Origin of the sequence: Pistricoccus aurantiacus (genome assembly GCF_007954585.1) — a bacterium.
Taxonomy (GTDB): Bacteria; Pseudomonadota; Gammaproteobacteria; order Pseudomonadales; family Halomonadaceae; genus Pistricoccus; species Pistricoccus aurantiacus.
Genome location: NZ_CP042382.1, coordinates 2,152,805 through 2,173,042 on the forward strand (window position 1 = coordinate 2,152,805; position 20,238 = coordinate 2,173,042).

The 20,238-nt window shown below is 60.7% G+C and carries 16 protein-coding genes; 4 read left to right on the plus strand and 12 right to left on the minus strand.

All coding sequences use genetic code 11. The features are described 5' to 3' along the window. Window positions 1–111: 111 nt before the first annotated feature. From FGL86_RS10300 to FGL86_RS10340, 9 genes are all read right to left on the minus strand, one after another. Window positions 112–1,710: an isocitrate lyase gene (locus FGL86_RS10300; RefSeq protein ID WP_147184480.1), complete on the minus strand. Its 1,599-nt coding sequence runs from the start codon at window positions 1,708–1,710 to the stop codon at window positions 112–114. Between the two features lie 274 nt (window positions 1,711–1,984). Beyond that, a complete protein-coding gene (locus FGL86_RS10305) occupies window positions 1,985–2,416 on the minus strand; it encodes a GNAT family N-acetyltransferase (RefSeq protein ID WP_147184481.1) in 432 nt (143 codons plus the stop codon). Next, entirely contained in the window at window positions 2,413–3,615 is a 1,203-nt protein-coding gene (locus tag FGL86_RS10310) for a cupin domain-containing protein (RefSeq protein WP_147184482.1), read from the minus strand. Before FGL86_RS10310 ends, FGL86_RS10305 begins: the two co-directional genes overlap by 4 nt. Window positions 3,616–3,620: 5 nt before the next feature. Further along, window positions 3,621–4,994, minus strand: a complete 1,374-nt coding sequence (gene purB / locus FGL86_RS10315) for an adenylosuccinate lyase (RefSeq protein ID WP_147184483.1) — start codon at window positions 4,992–4,994, stop codon at window positions 3,621–3,623. Between the two features lie 41 nt (window positions 4,995–5,035). Continuing rightward, entirely contained in the window at window positions 5,036–5,677 is a 642-nt protein-coding gene (gene hflD / locus FGL86_RS10320; RefSeq protein ID WP_147184484.1) for a high frequency lysogenization protein HflD, read from the minus strand. After that, window positions 5,674–6,858 (minus strand): tRNA 2-thiouridine(34) synthase MnmA, encoded by a 1,185-nt coding sequence (mnmA, locus tag FGL86_RS10325; protein ID WP_147184485.1) that lies wholly within the window; start codon window positions 6,856–6,858, stop codon window positions 5,674–5,676. Before mnmA ends, hflD begins: the two co-directional genes overlap by 4 nt. Before the next feature lie 90 nt (window positions 6,859–6,948). Next, window positions 6,949–7,410, minus strand: coding sequence for an NUDIX domain-containing protein (locus tag FGL86_RS10330; RefSeq protein WP_147184486.1), 462 nt, complete (start codon window positions 7,408–7,410; stop codon window positions 6,949–6,951). Then, the gene (locus FGL86_RS10335; protein ID WP_147184487.1) at window positions 7,407–7,979 is read right to left on the minus strand and encodes a pseudouridine synthase; all 573 of its coding nucleotides are present in this window, start codon (window positions 7,977–7,979) and stop codon (window positions 7,407–7,409) included. The genes FGL86_RS10330 and FGL86_RS10335 overlap by 4 nt, the downstream gene beginning before the upstream one ends. Before the next feature lie 179 nt (window positions 7,980–8,158). Then, the gene (locus FGL86_RS10340) at window positions 8,159–10,396 is read right to left on the minus strand and encodes an NADP-dependent isocitrate dehydrogenase (RefSeq protein ID WP_147184488.1); all 2,238 of its coding nucleotides are present in this window, start codon (window positions 10,394–10,396) and stop codon (window positions 8,159–8,161) included. Window positions 10,397–10,581: 185 nt separating this feature from the next. Between FGL86_RS10340 and icd the strand changes: the two genes are divergently transcribed. The 3 genes from icd (at window position 10,582) to clpA (ending at window position 14,816) form a co-directional block, all read left to right on the plus strand. Then, entirely contained in the window at window positions 10,582–11,838 is a 1,257-nt protein-coding gene (gene icd, locus FGL86_RS10345; protein ID WP_147184489.1) for an NADP-dependent isocitrate dehydrogenase, read from the plus strand. A gap of 242 nt (window positions 11,839–12,080) precedes the next feature. Then, window positions 12,081–12,410 carry an ATP-dependent Clp protease adapter ClpS gene (gene clpS / locus FGL86_RS10350; RefSeq protein WP_147184490.1) on the plus strand — a complete coding sequence of 110 codons (330 nt, stop codon included), beginning with the start codon at window positions 12,081–12,083 and terminating at the stop codon, window positions 12,408–12,410. 132 nt (window positions 12,411–12,542) lie between these two features. Further along, the gene (clpA, locus tag FGL86_RS10355; RefSeq protein ID WP_147184491.1) at window positions 12,543–14,816 is read left to right on the plus strand and encodes an ATP-dependent Clp protease ATP-binding subunit ClpA; all 2,274 of its coding nucleotides are present in this window, start codon (window positions 12,543–12,545) and stop codon (window positions 14,814–14,816) included. A 122-nt stretch (window positions 14,817–14,938) separates the two neighbouring features. Here the strand turns inward: clpA and infA are convergent, their stop codons facing one another. The 3 genes from infA to aat form a co-directional block, all read right to left on the minus strand. After that, entirely contained in the window at window positions 14,939–15,157 is a 219-nt protein-coding gene (infA, locus tag FGL86_RS10360; RefSeq protein ID WP_007111068.1) for a translation initiation factor IF-1, read from the minus strand. 106 nt (window positions 15,158–15,263) lie between these two features. Continuing rightward, window positions 15,264–16,013 (minus strand): arginyltransferase, encoded by a 750-nt coding sequence (locus FGL86_RS10365; RefSeq protein WP_147184492.1) that lies wholly within the window; start codon window positions 16,011–16,013, stop codon window positions 15,264–15,266. 89 nt (window positions 16,014–16,102) lie between these two features. Next, window positions 16,103–16,822 carry a leucyl/phenylalanyl-tRNA--protein transferase gene (gene aat / locus FGL86_RS10370; RefSeq protein ID WP_147184493.1) on the minus strand — a complete coding sequence of 240 codons (720 nt, stop codon included), beginning with the start codon at window positions 16,820–16,822 and terminating at the stop codon, window positions 16,103–16,105. A 165-nt stretch (window positions 16,823–16,987) separates the two neighbouring features. Here aat and FGL86_RS10375 point away from each other — a divergent pair, with 165 nt between their 5' ends. Next, on the plus strand, window positions 16,988–20,104 hold the full coding sequence (locus tag FGL86_RS10375; protein WP_246131594.1) for a DNA translocase FtsK: 3,117 nt from the start codon (window positions 16,988–16,990) through the stop codon (window positions 20,102–20,104). The last annotated feature ends 134 nt before the right edge of the window (window positions 20,105–20,238 follow it).

The following is a 20,238-nucleotide window of genomic DNA, read 5'->3' on the forward strand; positions in this document are numbered from 1 at the left end:
TGCGGAATATCCTGAAAGCAGGCGAACTATTATAACAGCAATAAAAAAGGGAAGGCTTGCGCCCTCCCTTGAGTATACCAATTTTCTAGCGAATCGATTCGATCATGTAGCTTAGCCGAACTGGCCCATGGTGTTGTCCTTGCCACCGGCCTTGAGGGCGCCTTCGCCGGAGAAGAACTCCTTGTGGTCGTCCCCCAGGTTGGAGCCGGCCATGTCCTGGTGCTTGACCGTGGCGATACCCTCGCGGATCTCCTTGCGCTGCACGCCAGCCACATAGGCCAGCATGCCTTCGTCGCCGAAGTAGCCTTTCGCCAGGTTGTCCGTGGACAATGCCGCGGTGTGGTAGGTGGGTAGAGTGATCAGGTGATGGAAGATACCCGCTTCGCGGGCGGCGTCACGCTGGAAGTTCCGGGTCCAGCGATCCGCTTCCTTGCCAAGCTCGGTGTCATCGTACTCGACGCTCATCAAATTGGCGCGATCGTAGTTCGAGACGTCCTTGCCTTCCTGTTCCCAGGCATCGAATACCTGCTGGCGGAAGTTCAGAGTCCAGTTGAAGGACGGGCTGTTGTTGTAGACCAGCTTGGCTTCCGGCATCACTTCACGGATACGGTTGACCATGCCGGCGATCTGACCGACGTGGGGCTTCTCGGTCTCGATCCACAAGAGATCCGCGCCGTTCTGCAGGCTGGTGATGCAGTCCAGCACCACGCGATCCTCGCCGCTGCCTTGCTTGAACTGAAACAGACCGCTGGCCAGTCGCTTGGGTTTGATCAGTTTGCCGTTCTGCCTGAGCACCACGTCGCCGTTTTCGATATCGTCCACGGACGTGATTTCGTCGCCATCGAGGAAGCTGTTGTACTGATCCCCCAGGTCGCCGGGCTCGTTGGTCACGGCGATCTGCTGGGTCAGACCAGCGCCCAGGGAGTCGGTGCGCGCGACGATGATGCCGTCATCCACGCCCAGTTCCAGGAAGGCATAGCGTACGGCGTTGATCTTGGCCAGGAACTGCGCGTGGGGCACGGTGACCTTGCCGTCCTGGTGGCCGCACTGCTTGACGTCGGAGACCTGATTCTCGAGCTGAATGGCGCAGGCGCCGGCTTCGATCATCTGCTTGGCCAGCAGATAGGTGGCTTCCTCGTTGCCGAAGCCCGCGTCGATATCAGCAATGATCGGTACCACGTGGGTCTCGAAGTTATCGATCTTGTTCTCGAGTTCCTTGGCCTTGACGTCGTTGCCGGCTTGCTTGGCGTCTTCCAGGTCGCGGAACAGATGGTTGAGTTCCCAGGCATCCGCCTGCTTGAGGAAGGTGTAGAGTTCCCGGATCAAGGCCGACACTGCGGTCTTCTCGTGCATGGACTGATCCGGCAGCGGGCCGAACTCGCTGCGCAGGGCGGCCACCATCCAGCCGGAAAGGTAGAGGTAGCTACGCTTGGTGGTGCCGAAATGCTTCTTGATGGAAATCAGCTTCTGCTGGCCGATGAAACCGTGCCAGCAACCCAGAGACTGGGTGTACTTGGCGGTGTCCGCGTCATAGGCCGCCATATCCTCACGCATGATCTTGGCGGTGTACTTGGCGATATCCAGGCCGGTATGAAAGCGGTTCTGCAAACGCATGCGCGCGGCATGGCTCGGATTGATGTTATCCCATTTGCCGGACCGGGCCTCGCGCAGCCGGGCAATAGTGTCGATTTCATTCTGGAATGCTGACATGAAGCCATCCTTTATTTCAGATAAGAGATAACGTTACCGGAATGCTTGATAGCAACGTGCTTGGTATCGAGCCTTAGTACTAAAACAGGTACCGAGATCGTTCGATCCTGGATCTAACCTTACGCCTACTATGCCGCATTTTGCCGCAAAGCAACAATTAATCATTAGAGGTATGAGACGTTGTAGTTCGACTACAGAAATCGCTACAAGGCGAACTCGCTGTAGCCAAGTTTCCTATCCTCGAAGTGACAGGGCGAAACGACGGTAAAAGTTCTCAGTCCGACAGTCGTAGCGACATGTAACGATGCGGTATGCCAGCGTCGAGAAAAGCATCGTCGAAGGCCTTGAAGCCGAGCCGTTCGTAGAAAGCCAGGGCATGGGTCTGCGCCGACAGTTCCACCTGGACATGACCTAGAACATGAGCCGCCTGGATAGCGGCCTGCATCAGCGCCACGCCGATCCCCCTGCCCCGTGCCTCCGAGAGTACCGCCACCCGGCCGATATGCCCATCCGGCAACAGGCGGGCGGTACCCAAGGCGCGGCCATGTTCCCGGGCAATAAAATGCAGGCACTCCGGATCGCGACCGTCCCATTCTTCTTTCTGAGAAACCCCTTGTTCGACGATAAACACCTGACGGCGGATAGCGGTAGCGGTGTTCCTCAGGCTTGCCCAGTCGCCTTGCTCGATGCTGATTTCAAGGCTCATGCGTTTTCCTCATCCCCATCGTCTTCACCTGACCGGTAGAGGCTACCTCCTTTGAGCAGGGTAGCAAGTAGTGAGGGGGCTTCCGCGTGAGCCAGCAGCCTGCTGTCCAGGGCGCGAGTCGACGCAAGATGTCTGGCCAATGCCAGAGAGCAGACAAAGCCATCTCCATCGACGAACAAGGTTGCTTTGGTGTCGTTGCGAGAATGATCCGAAGCATGCCAGGCGAAACGAGAGCCGAGCGCTCGTTCAAGTGTCAGGCCGTCTTTCAACTCCTCGACAAGCGCTGCTTCGCTGACCGACGATTCCAGAGGCGCCAACTGATCGACATACTTGGGCTGTGTCATGACACGACCGAGCCATTGGCTTAGCTGCTTAGGGTCGTCAAGACTGTCGAGAATCAGAGCGCGCATGCGCGAAAGGGCCGCCGTGTCGATTTCCCCCGGGTCCGTCGGCGGCGTCATGCCCGCGTCCGCGTAGCGCTTCGAAGCGGGCAGGCTTTCGCCAACGTAGTCCGCGAAGGAGGTCACCGCCTCGTCCGCGGAAAGAGCGCGGAAGCCCACGGAAATGGTCATGCAGTCAGTGGATTGACTGACGCCGTGGTGAGCGTACCCCGGCGGCAGATACAGCATGTCGCCGGGCTCCAGCACCCAGTCCTGGCCGGCTTCGACCTGGAAGCTCTCGAGGATGCGCAGGTCGATGCCTTGAAGGATCGGCGCGTCGTCGGCGACCTTTCCGCCCAGCTGCCAGCGACGCCGGCCGCTTGCCTGCAGTAGAAAGACATCGTATTGGTCCATGTGTGGGCCGACGCTGCCACCCGGGGGGGCGTAGCTGATCATGATGTCGTCCAGCCGCCAGCGGGGCAGGAAGGTAAAATGCTCCAGCATGGCCGCCACTTCCGGCACGTAATGATCCACCGCCTGCACCAGCAGACTCCAGTCCTTTTCACCCAGACGAGCAAAGGTGGCATCGTCGAAAGGGCCGTGGCTGACCTGCCAGGGGCCATCCGGGCCGTATTCCTCGACGATGCGGGCTTCCACGCCTTCCTCGCAGGCCAGCCCCGCCAGCTCTTCCGGCTCGAGAGGGCACTGGAAATCGGGGAAGGCGCCGCGAATCAGCAGCGGCTTTTTCTGCCAGACGTCGCGCAGGAATTCCAAGACGCTCAGGCCGCCAAGCAGTTGCAGGGGAGTGTCGGGGGACATGATGATCACCAGTTCTGAAGCTTGCGCGCCTGCTCCGCGGCATTGCCGGTGTAGGTGGCCGGGGTCAGCGCCTTGAGTTCCGTCTTGACCTCCGTCGGCAATTCCAGCGTATCGATAAAGGTGGCAAAGCCCGCCTGATCAATCCGCTTGCCCCGGGTCAATTCCTTGAGCTTCTCGTAGGGCTTTTCGATGCCGTAACGACGCATCACCGTCTGGATCGGTTCCGCCAGCACTTCCCAACTGGCGTCCAGATCCGCCGCCAGCCGCTCCGGGTTGGTCTCGAGCTTGCGGATGCCCTTGAGGGTCGCCTGATAGGCGACCATGCCGTAAGCCAGGCCCACCCCCAGGTTTCTGAGCACCGTGGAATCCGTGAGATCCCGCTGCCAGCGGGAAATCGGCAGCTTCTGGGCCAGGTGGGTCAGCAGGGCGTTGGACAGCCCCAGATTACCCTCGGAGTTCTCGAAATCGATGGGGTTGACCTTGTGGGGCATGGTCGAGGAGCCGATCTCGCCTTCCACGGTCTTCTGCTTGAAGTAGCCAAGGGAGATATAGCCCCAGATATCCCGGTCGAAGTCGATCAGGATGGTGTGGAAGCGGCACACCGCATCGAACAGCTCCGCGATATAGTCGTGGGGCTCGATCTGGGTGGTGTAGGGATTGAAACCCAGGCCCAGGCTTTCGATGAATTGCCTGGCGTTTTCCGCCCAGTCGATTTCCGGATAGGTGGCCAGGTGAGCATTGTAATTGCCCACCGCGCCGTTGATCTTGCCCAGCAGCTCCACGGATTCGATCTGCTTGAGCTGGCGCCGGAGACGGTAGGCAACGTTGGCCATTTCCTTGCCCAGAGTGGTGGGGCTGGCGGTCTGGCCGTGGGTGCGGGACAGCATCGGCTGATCCGCGTGTTGCGCCGCAAGACCAGCGATGGCGTCGATGGTCTCCTCCATCTTCGGAATGACCACCGCCAGGCCGCCCTTGAGCATCAAGGCATGGGAGAGATTGTTGATGTCCTCGCTGGTGCAGGCGAAATGAATGAACTCGCTGACTGCGTTCAGCTCGGAATGCTCGGCAATGCGTTCCTTCAAGAAATATTCCACTGCCTTGACGTCATGATTGGTGATGCGCTCGATTTCCTTGATACGCGCTGCATCCCGCTCCGAGAAATCTTGCACCAGAGTATCAAGAAAGGCCCTGGCGTCTTCGGAAAACGCGGGAACCTCCTTGATGCCGGGATGCGCCGCCAGGGTCTCCAGCCAGCGCACCTCGACAGTGACCCGGGCGCGAATCAAGCCGAATTCGCTGAAATGCTCGCGAAGCATCGCGGCCTTGTCGCCGTAGCGGCCATCCACCGGGGAGAGTGCGGTCAAGGAAGAGAGTTGCATGGGTCGATATCCGGGAAGTAGGAAAAAGTAAAAAAGAGAGCTTAGTTGAATTGTTCGAGAGCCCGCCGCATGGCGCCCCGCTGCAGAATCAGCTTCCAGCGTCGTCCGCCCTGTTGATGCCAGAGCAGGCCGAAGCGCACTCCGGAAAGCAGGGCGGCGCGAACTCGTTCCGGCATCATGCGTTGCTGAAGCAAGGTCGGATTGCCCTGCACCACGATGCGATAGCGAAAGGTGGACAGGGTGTCTTGATACAATTCGCCCAGGCTCGCCACCACGTTTTCATGAGTATCGCCGAAATGGGCAGCCTGTTCCTGCACCCGGCCCAGGCGTTCTCCCAAGGTGTCGAGCATGGCGGTATCCTTGCGCAGCTTGCCCATCAGCAGCAGCAGGGAGAAACCGTAGCGCAGCACCGCGGGGTTGACGGACTGGCGCTGTCCTACCACCGCTTTCAGCACCTCGAGTCCCTGGCGCAGGTTGTTGGGATGGCCGCCATAGATACTTTCGAAGCTTTCCGGATTGGTATCCACGGTAGCGCGAATCAGGGTCTTCCAGGCTCGCTCGTCCGCCTGGCCGTTGCGGGCCAGTTCGTCGACCACCGTGGCGGCCTGAAATACCCCGGCCAGCGCCAGGGTTTGCCGAGCGATGGGCGATTGTGGTGCGGTATGAATCGGGGTCGGAGTCATGAAGCGAGCTCGATGGGGTAGGAAGTCGCGTGCTTGCGAGTCGCTCGGATGACGCCGCCGCCCAGGCAGATATCGCCTCGATAGAGCACCAGGGATTGTCCCGGAGTCACCGCCCATTGAGGGTCGTCGAAGATCGCCTCAACGCTGCCGTCTTCACGGGCGTGTACGGTGCAGGGAACGTCCGCCTGGCGATAGCGAGTCTTGGCGGTAAAGCGTCCTTGAACAACCGGCGCTTCCCCGGCCACCGGGGTGCCGGCCACCCAGTCCACAGGCTCGGTGATCAGAGCGTCGCTGTACAGCAGAGGATGCTCCTTGCCCTGCACCGCCACCAGCACGTTGCGCTCCAGATCCTTGCCGGCCGCGTACCAGGGCGCCTCGGGATAATTCGCTAGGCCGCCGATGCCCAGTCCTTGGCGCTGGCCCAGGGTGTAGTACATCAGCCCCTGATGCTTGCCGATGACCTCGCCCTCCGGGGTTTCGATGTGACCCGGCCGCGCCGGCAGATATTGCTGGAGAAAATCGCGAAAACGCCGCTCGCCGATGAAACAGATGCCGGTGGAATCCTTCTTCCTAGCGGTTGCCAGGTCATGGCGTTCGGCGATGGCGCGTACCTCGGATTTCTCCAGTTCGCCGACGGGAAACAGGCAGCGGGCGATAGCGGCTTCCGGCACCGCGTGCAGGAAATAGCTCTGGTCCTTGTTGGCGTCCAGCCCCTTGAGCAAACAAGGCCGACCGTCATGCTCACCGCGGCGCACGTAGTGGCCGGTGGCGATCCTGTCGGCGCCAAGCATCTTGGCGTATTCGAGAAACACCTTGAACTTGATTTCCCGGTTGCAGAGGATGTCCGGGTTCGGCGTGCGTCCGGCGGCGTATTCCGCCAGGAAGTGCTCGAACACGTTGTCCCAGTATTCCGCGGCGAAGTTGGCGGTATGCAGATGAATACCCAGACGCTCGCAGACTGCCTGAGCGTCCGCCAGATCCGCCTTGGCAGTGCAGTACTCGGTGCCGTCGTCCTCGTCCCAGTTCTTCATGAACAGACCTTCCACCCGGTAGCCCTGCTCCAGCAGCAGCAGGGCGGAAACCGAGGAATCGACGCCGCCGGACATGCCGACGATGACCTTGGCGGCAGGATTCGTTGACGTGGACGGGCTCACGGAAGCGTTGGCCGTGACGGATGACATGGCGATTCTCGAACCGATGGAGTGACAAATGACGAAGGATTATACCCGAAAGTGCCGTGATGCTTCGAGTGTCTGGTCGCTCTTCCTCTCTCAGTATTCCTGAATGACATCGAGCGGAAAGCGCCGACCTCTGCGAACGTCGCGAATGCGCCGCATCACCAGCGGGCTGCGCAGGCGTCCGGTACGCTCCAGATCCTCGAGTTCGTCGAAGGTCAGCCAGTGGGTCGCCAGGATGGCGCTGTCCAGCGGCGTGCCCAGATGCGCCAGCACCATGCCTGAGAAGCCGTGGCTGTGAAAGACCAGCCCGTCCGGGGCATGATAGGTATAAAGACCCAGGTAATCCGTCAGCCCCACTCGCCAGGCGCTTTCCTCGCGGATTTCTCGTTCCGCGGCTTCCACCAGGGTTTCGCCAGGTTCCAGATGGCCAGCGGGCTGATTGAACAGCGTGCGGGGCCCGCCAGAGCTATTCCTGGAAAGCTCCTCGACCATCAAGTAGCATCCCGCCCGCTCGATCACGCTGGCGACGGTGACTCGCGGTGTCCAGCGATTCATCGCTTGCTCCTTGCTGAAGGCGAACGTGGCGCGTGCAGGACTTCCCGGCGCCACTGCCCCGGTGCAAGGTTTTCGAGACGCCAGCTGCCGATGGCGGTGCGTATCAGGCGCAGGGTGGGGTGGCCGATGGCAGCGGTCATACGTCGCACCTGGCGATTGCGCCCCTCCTGGATGCTGAGCTCGAGCCAGCTTGTCGGAATGTGCCGGCGGCTACGTACCGGCGGCTGGCGTGGGCTAACCTCCGGTTTCTCCAGGCGGCGCAACTTTGCCGGGCGAGTCGGGCCGTCCTTCAGTGTCAGGCCGTCGCGCAGCCTGTCCAGGGCGCGAGCATCCGGTATGCCTTCCACCTGCACCCAGTAGGTCTTGGGCTGTTTGTAACGCGGATGGGCGATACGCTGGATCAAATCGCCGTCGTCCGTGAGCAGCAGTAGCCCTTCGGAGTCGTAATCCAGCCGGCCCGCGGGATAGATGCCGGGTATTGCGATGAGATCCGCCAGGGTAGGCCGACCTTCCCGGTCGGTAAACTGGGATAGCATCCGATAGGGCTTGTGGAGCAGGTAGAGGTTCATCGCAGCTCCTCTGTTGTTAGGTGCAAAGAGCCAAGTGCAAAGAGCCGAACGCCTGGGGCCGGGCAGCGTGGTCGGTGCCTTAACGCGACGGTTCCCATCCGCCGCGGGCGGAAGGGAACCGAAGAGCCGCTCATCACGTACATATAGGATAGGGCGGCGGGTTGCCGTGTGACGGCAGGTCAGCCCTTGGCGACCATCGCCAAGGCCTCGTTCAGGGTCTTGCTGGGACGCATGACGGAGCGGGCCAGCTCGTGGTCAATGTGGTAGTAGCCCTTGAGGTCGACCGGCTGGCCCTGCACGCCGTTGAGCTCATCGAGGATGGCAGTCTCCTTGGATCTGAGGGTCTCGGCCAGACGACCGAAGAGATCCTTGAGGCCGGCGTCCTGGTTCTGGGCGGCCAGGGCTTCGGCCCAGTACAGGGCCAGATAGAAATGACTGCCGCGGTTGTCCAGTTCTCCCACCTTGCGGGAGGGCGACTTGTTGTTCTCGAGGAATTGCCCGGTGGCCTTGTCCAGCGCATCCGCCAGCAGTACCGCGCGCTCGTTGTCGAACTGTTTTCCTAGATGCTCCAGAGAGGCGCCCAGGGCAAGAAACTCGCCGAGGCTGTCCCAGCGCAGGTGGTTCTCCTCGAGAAGCTGCTGCACGTGCTTGGGCGCGGAGCCGCCGGCCCCGGTCTCGAACATGCCGCCGCCGGCCATCAGCGGCACGATGGAAAGCATCTTGGCGCTGGTGCCGAGCTCGAGGATCGGGAACAGGTCGGTCAGGTAGTCGCGCAGAATATTGCCGGTCACCGAGATGGTGTCGAGGCCACGAATGAGGCGTTCGAGGGTGTAACGCATGGCGCGGACCTGGGACATGATCTGGATATCCAGGCCCTCGGTGTCGTGCTCCGCGAGGTAGGTCCTGACCTTCTTGATCAGCTCGTTCTCGTGGGGACGATAGGGGTCGAGCCAGAAGACCGCCGGCATGCCGGAGTCGCGGCAGCGCTCCACGGCGAGCTTTACCCAGTCGCGGATCGGCGCATCCTTGACCTGGCACATCCGCCAGATATCGCCCTGCTCCACGTTCTGCGAAAGCAGTATTTCTCCGGTCTCCAGGTCGGTGATGTTGGCGACACCCGCTTCCGGAACCTCGAAGGTCTTGTCGTGGGAGCCATACTCTTCTGCCTTCTGCGCCATCAGGCCGACATTGGGCACGCTGCCCATGGTGGCAGGGTCAAAGGCGCCATGCCACTTGCAGAAGTTGATCATTTCCTGGTAGATGCGGGCGAAGGTGGACTCCGGCATCACCGCCTTGACGTCCTTGAGGCGGCCGTCGGCGCCATACATCTTGCCGCCGGCGCGGATCATGGCAGGCATCGAGGCGTCCACGATCACGTCGCTGGGGGAGTGGAAGTTGGTGATGCCACGCGCCGAGTCCACCATCGCCAGCTCCGGGCGCTGATCGTGACAGGCGTGCAGGTCGCGGATGACCTCGTCACGCTGGCTTTCGGGCAGGGTGTCGATCTTCTCGTAGAGGTTTGCCATGCCGTTGTTGACATCGACGCCCAGTTCGTCGAACAGCGCGCCGTGCTTCTCGAAGGCATCCTTGTAGAAGATCCTGACGCAGTGGCCGAACACGATGGGGTGCGAGACCTTCATCATCGTCGCCTTGACGTGCAGCGAGAACATTACCCCGGTCTTGCGCGCGTCCTCGATCTCCCGCTCGTAGAAATCCAGTAGCGCCTTCTTGCTCATGAACATGCTGTCGATGATTTCGCCCTCGAGCAGCGAGATCTTGGGCTTGAGCACCTTGGCCTCGCCGCTTTGGGTGATCAGCTCCATCTTGACGTCACGCGCACGGTCCAGCGTCATCGACTTCTCGCCAGCGTAGAAGTCGCCCTCGTGCATGTGCGAGACGTGGCTGCGGGAGGCCTGGCTCCATTCCCCCATGTGATGGGGATACTTGCGTGCGTACTCCTTGACCGCCTTGGGGGCGCGACGGTCCGAATTGCCTTCGCGCAGCACCGGATTGACGGCGCTGCCCATGACCCTGGCGTAGCGCGCCTTGATGTCCTTCTCTTCCTCGCTGCTCGGTTCGTCCGGGTAGTCCGGCAGGGGGTAGCCTTGCCCTTGCAGTTCCTTGATGGCGGCTCGAAGCTGCGGCATGGATGCGCTGATGTTGGGCAGCTTGATGATGTTGGCTTCCGGCGTCTTGGCCAGGGCGCCCAGCTCGGCCAGGTGATCCTCCACACGCTGATCCTCGCCCAGGTAGTCGGAGAACTGGCTGAGGATTCGAGCGGCAAGGGAGATGTCGCGGGTTTCCACGTCGATGCCGGCGGCGTCGGTGTAGGCGTCGATGATCGGCAGCAGCGAGTGGGTCGCCAGCGCAGGCGCCTCATCGGTGAACGTGTAGATAATCCTGGGCGTTTGGGACATGGGCGTAGATCTCTCTGGTCACTGCGGTGGCGGGGAACGGAGGAGCACACAGGGCGCCCTCCAATATGAGAGGGAAATTATATCTCGCTTGTCGGCAGGTGTCCCGGCAAGCCTACTCGGCCATGGGGGCTCGATGCTATACTTTACATTCTAGTTCCACTGATAGATCAGACAGGGAGTTCTCGATGGCTTACCAGAAGATTGTCGTACCTGAAGGCGGCGAGAAGATCACCGCCAATGATGACAAGACGTTGAACGTTCCCGATCAGCCGATCATTCCGTTCATCGAGGGTGACGGCATCGGTGTCGACGTGACGCCGGCGATGAAGATCGCCATCGACGCGGCGGTGGAGAAGGCCTACAACGGCGAGCGCAAGATTCACTGGATGGAAGTGTACGCCGGTGAAAAAGCCACTCAGGTCTACGACGCGGATACCTGGTTGCCGGAAGAGACCCTCGAGGCGGTGCAGGACTACGTGGTTTCCATCAAGGGGCCCTTGACCACCCCGGTGGGCGGTGGCATTCGTTCCTTGAACGTGGCACTGCGCCAGAAGCTCGATCTCTACGTCTGTCTGCGCCCGGTGCGCTGGTTCGAAGGCGTGCCGAGTCCGGTCAAGGGGCCCAAGGACGTGGATATGGTGATCTTTCGCGAGAATTCCGAGGATATCTACGCCGGCATCGAATGGAAGGCGGGTAGCCCGGAGGCGGAGAAGGTCATCAAGTTCCTGCGCGAGGAAATGGGCGTCACCAATATTCGTTTCCCGGAGCAGTGCGGCATCGGCGTCAAGCCGGTGTCCGAGGAAGGCACTAAGCGTCTGGTGCGTCAGGCGTTCAATTACACCATCGAAAACGATCGCGACTCCCTGACCTTCGTGCACAAGGGCAACATCATGAAGTTCACCGAGGGGGCCTTCAAGGATTGGGGCTATCAGGTCGCCAAGGAAGAGTTCGGCGCCGAACTCCTCGACGGCGGCCCCTGGATGCAGTTCAAGAGCCCCAACACCGGCAAGAACATCGTGGTCAAGGATGTAATCGCCGACGCCATGCTGCAGCAGATTCTGCTGCGCCCGGCGGAGTATGATGTCATTGCCACCCTGAACCTCAACGGCGATTATCTCTCCGACGCCCTGGCGGCGGAAGTCGGCGGTATCGGCATCGCCCCCGGCGCCAACATTTCCGATACCGTGGCCATGTTCGAGGCCACCCACGGTACCGCGCCCAAGTACGCCGGTCAGGACAAGGTCAACCCGGGCTCCCTGATTCTTTCCGCGGAAATGATGCTGCGTTACATGGGCTGGTTCGAAGCCGCGGACCTGGTGATCAAGGGCATGGAAAAAGCCATCGCCAAGGGCGAGGTCACCTATGACTTCCATCGTGTGATGGAGGACGCGGTGCTGCTCAAGTGCTCCGAGTTCGGCCAGGCGGTAGCAGACAACATGTAAGAATCAGCACAGACTGTTTCATCAGCCCTTGTCCGCCTGGCGGTCGAGGGCTTTTTTTCGATGCGTCCGCTTGCAACCCGGCTCGAGCGGACGCATCTTGTTAATGAACCCATTGGATTTCAAGATGTCCAGAATTCTAGTATTCAGCGCCGCAACCCGGCTTGTAGGAATGGATAGCACCCCTTATGTTCAGTATTGACGCGCCCGGCCGCCGCTACGCGACGAAAGCGTCACGCGCGGGGATGACACGCCCACCGGATCATGCGGAAGACGCGGATGGCCAGGTGGTGACCCAGAGCGCCGATCCGCAGCTAGCTCAGCCGCCCTTGTACAAGGTGATTCTGTACAACGACGATTTCACGCCCATGGAGTTCGTGATCGAGGTGTTGCAGACGTTTTTCTACATGGAAAGCGAGAAAGCCGTACAGGTCATGCTGGCGGTTCACACTCGAGGCAAGGCGACCTGCGGTATCTTCACTCGAGATATCGCGGAAACCAAAAGCCAGCAAGTCAATCAATATGCAAGAGAGTGCCAGCATCCATTGCTTTGTGACATCGATAAGGCGGAATGAAGGTTAACGATACAGGGTCGCGTTTCGAGCGTTTGCTCCGCGACTTGCGAAATCAATGAATTTGCCCAAAGGTAAGGAGGCCGGCAAGCCAATTTGTCGGCGGACGCCGGAGATGGCGAGAAGGGGACTGCCATGCTAAGTAAAGAACTTGAACTTACCCTTAACACGGCGTTTACCGTGGCGCGATCGAAGCGTCATGAATTCATGACCGTGGAGCACCTGTTGCTGGCGCTGTTGGACAATGCCTCCGCCGCGGATGTGCTGCGAGCCTGCGGAGCCAATCTCGACAAGCTGCGCTCGGACCTACAGGATTTCATCAATTCCACCACGCCGCTGATCCCGGACGAGCAGGACGATCGGGAAACCCAGCCCACGCTTGGCTTTCAACGGGTGTTGCAGCGCGCGGTATTCCACGTCCAGTCTTCCGGCAAGAGCGAGGTAACCGGCGCCAACGTGCTGGTGGCCATCTTCTCCGAGCAGGAAAGCCAGGCCGTGTATTTCCTGAAACAGCAGAACGTCGCCCGGGTCGATGCGGTCAACTACATCGCCCACGGTATTTCCAAGGTGGCCGGTCACGGCCAGCATCAAGCCTCGCCCTCCAACGAAGCAGAAGACGTGGAAGAAGGAGCGGGAGAGGCAGGAGCACATCCCTTGACCGGTTATGCCACCAATCTCAACGAACAGGCCCGTCTGGGCAAGATCGATCCGCTGATCGGCCGCGACCACGAGCTCGAGCGGGTCGTGCAGATTCTCGCTCGGCGGCGCAAGAACAATCCTCTGCTGGTGGGTGAAGCCGGGGTGGGCAAGACCGCCATCGCCGAGGGTCTGGCCAAGCGTATCGTCGAGGAGGATGTGCCGGAAGTGATCGCCGACGCGGTGGTCTACTCCCTGGACATGGGCGCCTTGCTTGCCGGTACCAAGTATCGCGGTGACTTCGAGAAGCGCTTGAAGAGCCTGCTTGCTGAACTCAAGAAACAGCCTAACGCGGTGCTGTTCATCGACGAAATCCATACGGTGATCGGCGCCGGCGCCGCCTCCGGCGGGGTGATGGATGCCTCCAACCTGCTCAAGCCGCTGCTGTCTTCCGGCGAGCTGCGCTGTATCGGCTCGACTACCTTTCAGGAATTTCGCGGCATCTTCGAGAAGGATCGCGCCCTGGCGCGGCGATTCCAAAAGGTCGACGTCATGGCACCTTCCGTGGACGATACCATCCGCATCCTCAAGGGCCTGCGCGGGCGCTTCGAGGAGCACCATCAGCTCAAGTATACTGACGGCGCTCTGGAAAGCGCGGCGAGGCTTTCGGATCGTTATATCAATGATCGCCACCTGCCGGACAAGGCCATCGACGTGATCGACGAGGCCGGCGCCCATCAGCGCCTGCTGCCCACGGAAGTGCGGGTCGATACCATCGACGTGGATCAGGTCGAGGCAATAGTGGCCTCCATCGCGCGGATCCCGCCCAAGAGCGTTTCCAGCTCGGATCGCAAGCTGCTGTCCAACCTGGAGCGGGATCTCAAGATGCTGGTGTTCGGCCAGGACGAGGCCATCCAAGGGCTTTCCGCGGCGATCAAGCTGTCTCGCGCCGGCCTCAAGGCGCCGGACAAGCCGGTGGGCAGCTTCCTGTTCTCCGGCCCTACCGGGGTCGGCAAGACGGAAGTAGCCCGCCAGCTGGCAGCGCTGATGGGCATCGAGCTGGTGCGCTTCGACATGTCCGAGTACATGGAGCGTCACACCGTGTCGCGGCTGATCGGCGCGCCTCCGGGCTATGTGGGCTACGATCAGGGCGGTCTTTTGACCGAGGCGATCACCAAGCAGCCGCATTGCGTGCTGTTGCTCGACGAGATCGAGAAAGCGCACCCGGAAGTCTTCAACCTGCTGCTGCAGGTCATGGATCATGGCCGCCTGACGGACAACAACGGTCGCGAGGCGGATTTCCGTCATGTGATTCTGATCATGACCTCCAACGCGGGAGCAGAGCAGCTTTCCCGGCGCTCCATCGGCTTTCAGACTCAGGATCATTCCAGCGACGGTATGGAAGCCATTCGTAAGACGTTTACCCCGGAATTCCGCAACCGATTGGACGGCATCATTCAGTTCAAGGGGCTGGCGCCTTCCGTGGTACGCAACGTGGTGGACAAGTTCCTGGTGGAACTCCAGGCCCAGCTCGACGAGAAGCGTGTGCAGCTTGACGTCGACGAATCCGCACGTGCCTGGCTGGCGGAGAAGGGTTACGATCCGGAAATGGGTGCACGCCCCATGGCTCGCTTGCTGCAGGAAAAACTCAAGAAGCCTCTGGCGGAGCTGATCCTGTTCGGCGAACTGGCGGAGCACGGCGGTGTGGTACATGTCAGCCTCGCGGAAGACCAGGACGAACTGCACTTGGCCACGGAGGCAGAGCTTGTCTGAGCTCAAGTACGCCTGAGCTACAGTGAGTTTGAGTTTGACGTTGTTTGGCTAGCGCCCTGTCCCTGTGACGGGGCGTTTTTATTTTTTTGAGGAATTAATCGGGATTGAAGAAGAGGAAGGGGCTACCTCGAACGATAGACGATACGACCCTTGGAGAGATCGTAGGGCGTCAGTTCGACCTTGACCTTGTCGCCGGTAAGAATACGAATGTAGTTCTTGCGCATCTTGCCGGAGATGTGCGCGGTGACGACGTGGCCGTTTTCCAGTTCGACACGAAACATGGTATTGGGAAGGGTGTCGACGATAACGCCTTCCATTTCGATATGATCTTCACGTGCCATATAGGCGAATCCTCATGGGTCCGATAGAAAAAGAGCTATATTATAGCGCAATTCTCCAGATCGACGCGAGCATCTGCCGCAGACCGGCCTTCGTGGCATAACGCCGCTATTCATTTTCCAGCGAAATGGCGCGGTGCCAGTGACGCCCGTTAAGATACTCCAGCGGCTGAAAATTGCGTTTATATTCCATCTTGCGACAATGGCGAATCCAGTAGCCTAGATAGACATGGGGGAGTTCGCGCCGATACGCCAGGGCCACCAGTTTGAGTATCGCCTGGGTGCCCAGTGAACGGCGCTCGAACTCCCGGGCAGGGTCGAAGAAGGTATAAATCGCCGATAGGCCATGCTCCAGCATATCCACGGCGGTTACCGCAACAAGCCGCCGGCCCAGTCGGAATTCCAGCAGCCGTGCATAAGGCTGATTCAGAGTCAGGAAGGTACGATATTGCTCGATGCTTGGCGGAAACATGTCGCCGTCCGAGTGGCGGGCGCGTATATAACGAGAATAGAGCCGATAATGCTCGTAATCGAAGCTTGCCTGGCGCTCGATCACGTTAAGATCTTCATTGCGTGATATCAGTTTGCGCTGGCTTCGATTGGGGCAAAAATCCTTGACCGGAATGCGTACGGATATGCAGGCTCGACAGCCTTCACAATGAGGTCGGTAAAGATGGCGACCGCTGCGTCTGAAACCCAGCAGCGAAAGGGCGTCGTAAACGCCCTGGCCGGGACGCTCCTGGGGGTCGAGAAACAGGGTGGTGGCTTCTCGCTGCTCAAGGTAGCTACACGCGTGGGGAACCGTCAGGAAAAACCGCAGATCCCGCACCGGCGGCTGTCGCGGGGCGTTACTGCTCAAGGCCTGTGCCTCCTTTGCTGATTGCCAAGCATGATGGAATGCCGCCGGTTACCGGGGCTGCTCGGTCAGTCGAGTCATCAAATATTTCGTCAACAAGGATCAACCACCGTGTCGAACATGGATGACGCATTGCCGTCGGCGTATTGTTCAAGGTAGTCGATGAAACGTGCTCGAGCGATATCCCGTGCGCCCAGATTCGCTAGGTGAGCGGTGTGCATCTGACAATCGATCAATCTGCCGCCTCGGCGCCGCATGTGTTCGACCAGGTGCACCAGAGCGATCTTGGAGGCGTCCGAATGACGCGAGAACATCGATTCGCCGAAAAATATCTTGCCCAGGGCAACGCCGTAAAGGCCGCCCACCAGCGTCCGGTCCTGCCAGACTTCGATGCTATGGGCATGGCCCAGTCGGTGCAGCGCTATATAGGCAGCCCGCATCTCCGGGGTTATCCAGGTATTTTCGCTCGTCTGACCGGCGGGAAGAGCGTCATCGGCGGGGCGTTGAGCGCAGGCGTCGATCACCGCAATGAAATCCTGGTCGAAGGTGGTGCAAAAACCGGCGTTGCGCAGCCGTTTGCCAAGGCTACGGCTAATCTTCAGCTCCTCGGGGAGCAGCACCATGCGCGGGTCGGGGCTCCACCACAGAATCGGCTGGCCCTGGCTGAACCAGGGGAAGATACCGCGGCGATAGGCGGCCAGCAGCCATGGAGGCGACAGCTCGCCGCCGGCGGCGAGCAAGCCGTTGGGCTCATGCAGTGCATGCTTGAGTGAGGGAAAGACTATCGGGCGAGGTGGAAGCCAAGGCACCATGATGCGCTATTCACCGGTTTCTCGAATCATTTGTCAGTGTGAACGTGTTTCATGCGCCTCTCAAGAACGGCCCCCTGTGCCAGAACGGCAAGGCTCGGTATTATGGGCGTTCTAAAGAAAAAGGACCAAGGTAGACGTCGTCAACGACGCAAAGGGGATGGTCATTTGAGTGTCAAGAGTAAGACGACCGGTCGTCGTGTAAGCGCCGCGGACGCAAAGGAGCGCGCGCGACGTTTCGGTCTACGCCTGCAAGGGGCGAGCCGCGAGGGTGTCGTCATCCTGCTGTTGGCGGGTTGCATCTTCCTGCTTCTTGCCCTGTTCAGCTACCAGCCCACGGATCTCGGCTGGTCCCATAGCGGCCCGGAAACGGCGACTCGCAACTGGATGGGGCCGGTAGGCGCCTGGTTGTCGGATCTGCTGTATTCCCTGTTCGGCGCCAGCGCTCTGTGGTGGCCGGGAATGCTGGGCTTTTCCGCCTGGCGTTTGATTCGCTCCCGCCAGGTACGTTTCGAATGGGATGCCACTCAACTGGCGGTGAGAATCGCCGGGCTGATACTCCTGCTGCTGGGAACCACCACCCTGGGAGCGGTGCACTTCTTCAATCCCGAGAGTGAATTGCCCTATGCCGCCGGCGGTATTCTCGGTGAAGGGCTGCGCGCGGCGCTTGCACCCCTGATAGGAAGCCACGGCACGACTCTGATGGCGCTGGTGGCGATTCTGTGCGGGCTGCCGCTGTTCGCCGGGGTGTCCTGGCTGACGATCCTGGATGAAGCAGGCTATCAGGTACAGCGTCTATCCGGTTGGCTGCGGCGTTATCTGGTGGAAAAGCGCCACGCATCCTCGACTCGCAAGGCCCACGCTCATGCTCGCAGTGGTGGTCATGTGCAGGAGCCGTCACCGCTTTCCAGAACCACCTACCCTTCCACCTGGCGCAAGAAAGCGGGCAAGGAACCTGACACGGATTCAGCAACAGGCGCCGCCTCCGGTTCGGATGGCGCGCTTACCGCCTCCCCTGCGCCGACCGCCCCGGAAGAAAGCCAGGACAGCGAGATCCCTTGGGATATGCCGGCACGCACGCCTTCCGCCAAGCGCCTCGGAGGCGGTTATGTGGCCGCTTCGAGCCAGCGTTTCTCCCAGACGAATGATGATACGTCTGCGGCAGGTGACATTGCACCGGAGCCGCTGCTTGCTCGTGGAGAAGAGCCCGCCCTGAGCGAAGTGGCGCTGTGCGCCGAGCGTGAGACCTCGTCACATCCCGAAACTGACCTCACTGCGACAGCGGTCACCGAACGAGAAACCGTAGCGGCGACTATCACCGAAGTGACATCCAGGCATGACGCTGATTCATCGCGTATCGAGCCCTCGTTCAATCAGCCTTCGTCGGCGGAGGAGGAAGAAACGTCGATCGGCTCGGGGGCTTCGGATGACCCCCGACGGGAACCACTCGTCTGGCCGGAAGGTGAAGAAAGAACGAGCTCGACGTCCGCCGATACAGCGGTTCGGGATAGCCAGGACGAGGATGTCACGCCGCGCCAGACAGAACCGTGCCTACCGGAAACGGCTCCATCCCAGGCGCCATCGCCGGTTGCTCCTCCGGAGCCTAGTCTACCCGAGGTCGACGCTATCGACGGTGACTCTTATGCAGAAGATGCGGAGCCTTCCATTGCCGGCGCCGCGCAAGGACGCGCCGCGGCGGCGGAGCCAGAAGGGCCGACGCTCTGGACCGTGGAGCACCTGCAGAGCCAGCGGCCATCGTCGAATACGTCATCGGAGCCGGAGGGAACGCTGCCGTCGCTACGGCTGCTGACCCCGGCGGAAGCACATCAGCCGAACTATACGCCGGAGCAGCTGGAAAGCATGGCGGAACTGCTCGAGGTTCGTCTGCGGGAATATGGCGTCAAGGCGGAGGTGGTGGAAACCTGGCCCGGGCCGGTCATTACCCGCTTCGAGATCAAGCCCGCTGCCGGGGTCAAGGTGTCCAAGATCAGCAATCTGGCCAAGGATCTGGCGCGCTCGCTGATGGTCAAGAGCGTGCGGGTGGTGGAAATCATTCCTGGCCGACCCACGGTGGGCATCGAGATTCCCAATCCCAAGCGGGCAATGATTCGCTTGCGCGAGGTGATCGATTCCGACAGCTATCAGCAGCCCGGCTCCGCCTTGACCCTGGCCTTGGGTCAGGATATCGGCGGTGCGCCGGTGGTGGCCAATCTGGGCAAGATGCCGCACCTGCTGGTGGCGGGCACCACCGGCTCCGGCAAGTCCGTCGGAGTCAACGCCATGCTGATTTCCATGCTGCTCAAGGGCACCCCGGACGAGGTGCGCATGATCATGGTCGATCCCAAGATGCTGGAGCTTTCCGTCTATGACGGTATCCCTCATCTGCTGGCGCCGGTGGTCACGGACATGAAGGAGGCCGCCAACGCCCTGCGCTGGTGCGTAGCGGAGATGGAGCGTCGCTACAAGCTGATGGCCGCCATGGGGGTGCGTAATATCGCCGGTTTCAACGCCAAGCTCGACGAAGCGGAGCGTCACGGCGCTCAGGTGGCGGATCCGCTATGGGAGCCGCAGCCCTGGCAGATGCACGAGCCGCCGCCGGTGCTGGAAAAACTGCCCTATATCGTGGTGGTGATCGACGAGTTCGCCGACATGTTCATGATCGTCGGCAAAAAGGTCGAGGAACTGATCGCCCGGCTCGCCCAGAAGGCGCGGGCGGCGGGCATTCACCTGATCCTGGCCACCCAACGCCCCTCCGTGGACGTGGTGACTGGGCTGATCAAGGCGAACATTCCCACCCGCATGGCATTTCAGGTCTCCTCCCGAGTGGATTCCCGCACCATTCTCGACCAGGGCGGCGCGGAGAACCTGCTTGGCCACGGCGACATGCTCTATCTGCCTGCGGGCTCGGGCCTGCCCACTCGCGTGCATGGCGCTTTCGTCGACGATGATGAAGTGCATCGAGTGGTGGAGGACTGGAAGCGACGCGGCGAGCCTCACTACATCGAGGAAATTCTCTCCGGCGGCGTGACCGCGGATGCCTTGACCGGCCTCGAAGCGGAAGGTGGCGAAGGCGATGACGCGGAACAGGACGCGCTCTACGACGAGGCGGTGATGTTCGTGACGGAATCTAGACGGGCATCGATCTCCGCGGTGCAGCGGCGCTTCAAGATCGGCTATAACCGGGCGGCTCGACTGGTCGAAGCCATGGAAATGGCCGGCGTGGTAAGCTCCATGGGCACCAACGGTTCCCGGGAAGTGCTGGCGCCGCCGCCGGTGGGCCATTGATCTTAAGCTGAAACCAGTGAAGCCGCGACGGCGTTGCAACTCGTCGCGGCTTTATGTTGTCAATGGCCTGTGACGAACGCACCTTGATGCATGAATTCTACCAATGGCATTTTCCAATCAGTTCAAGGATAGAC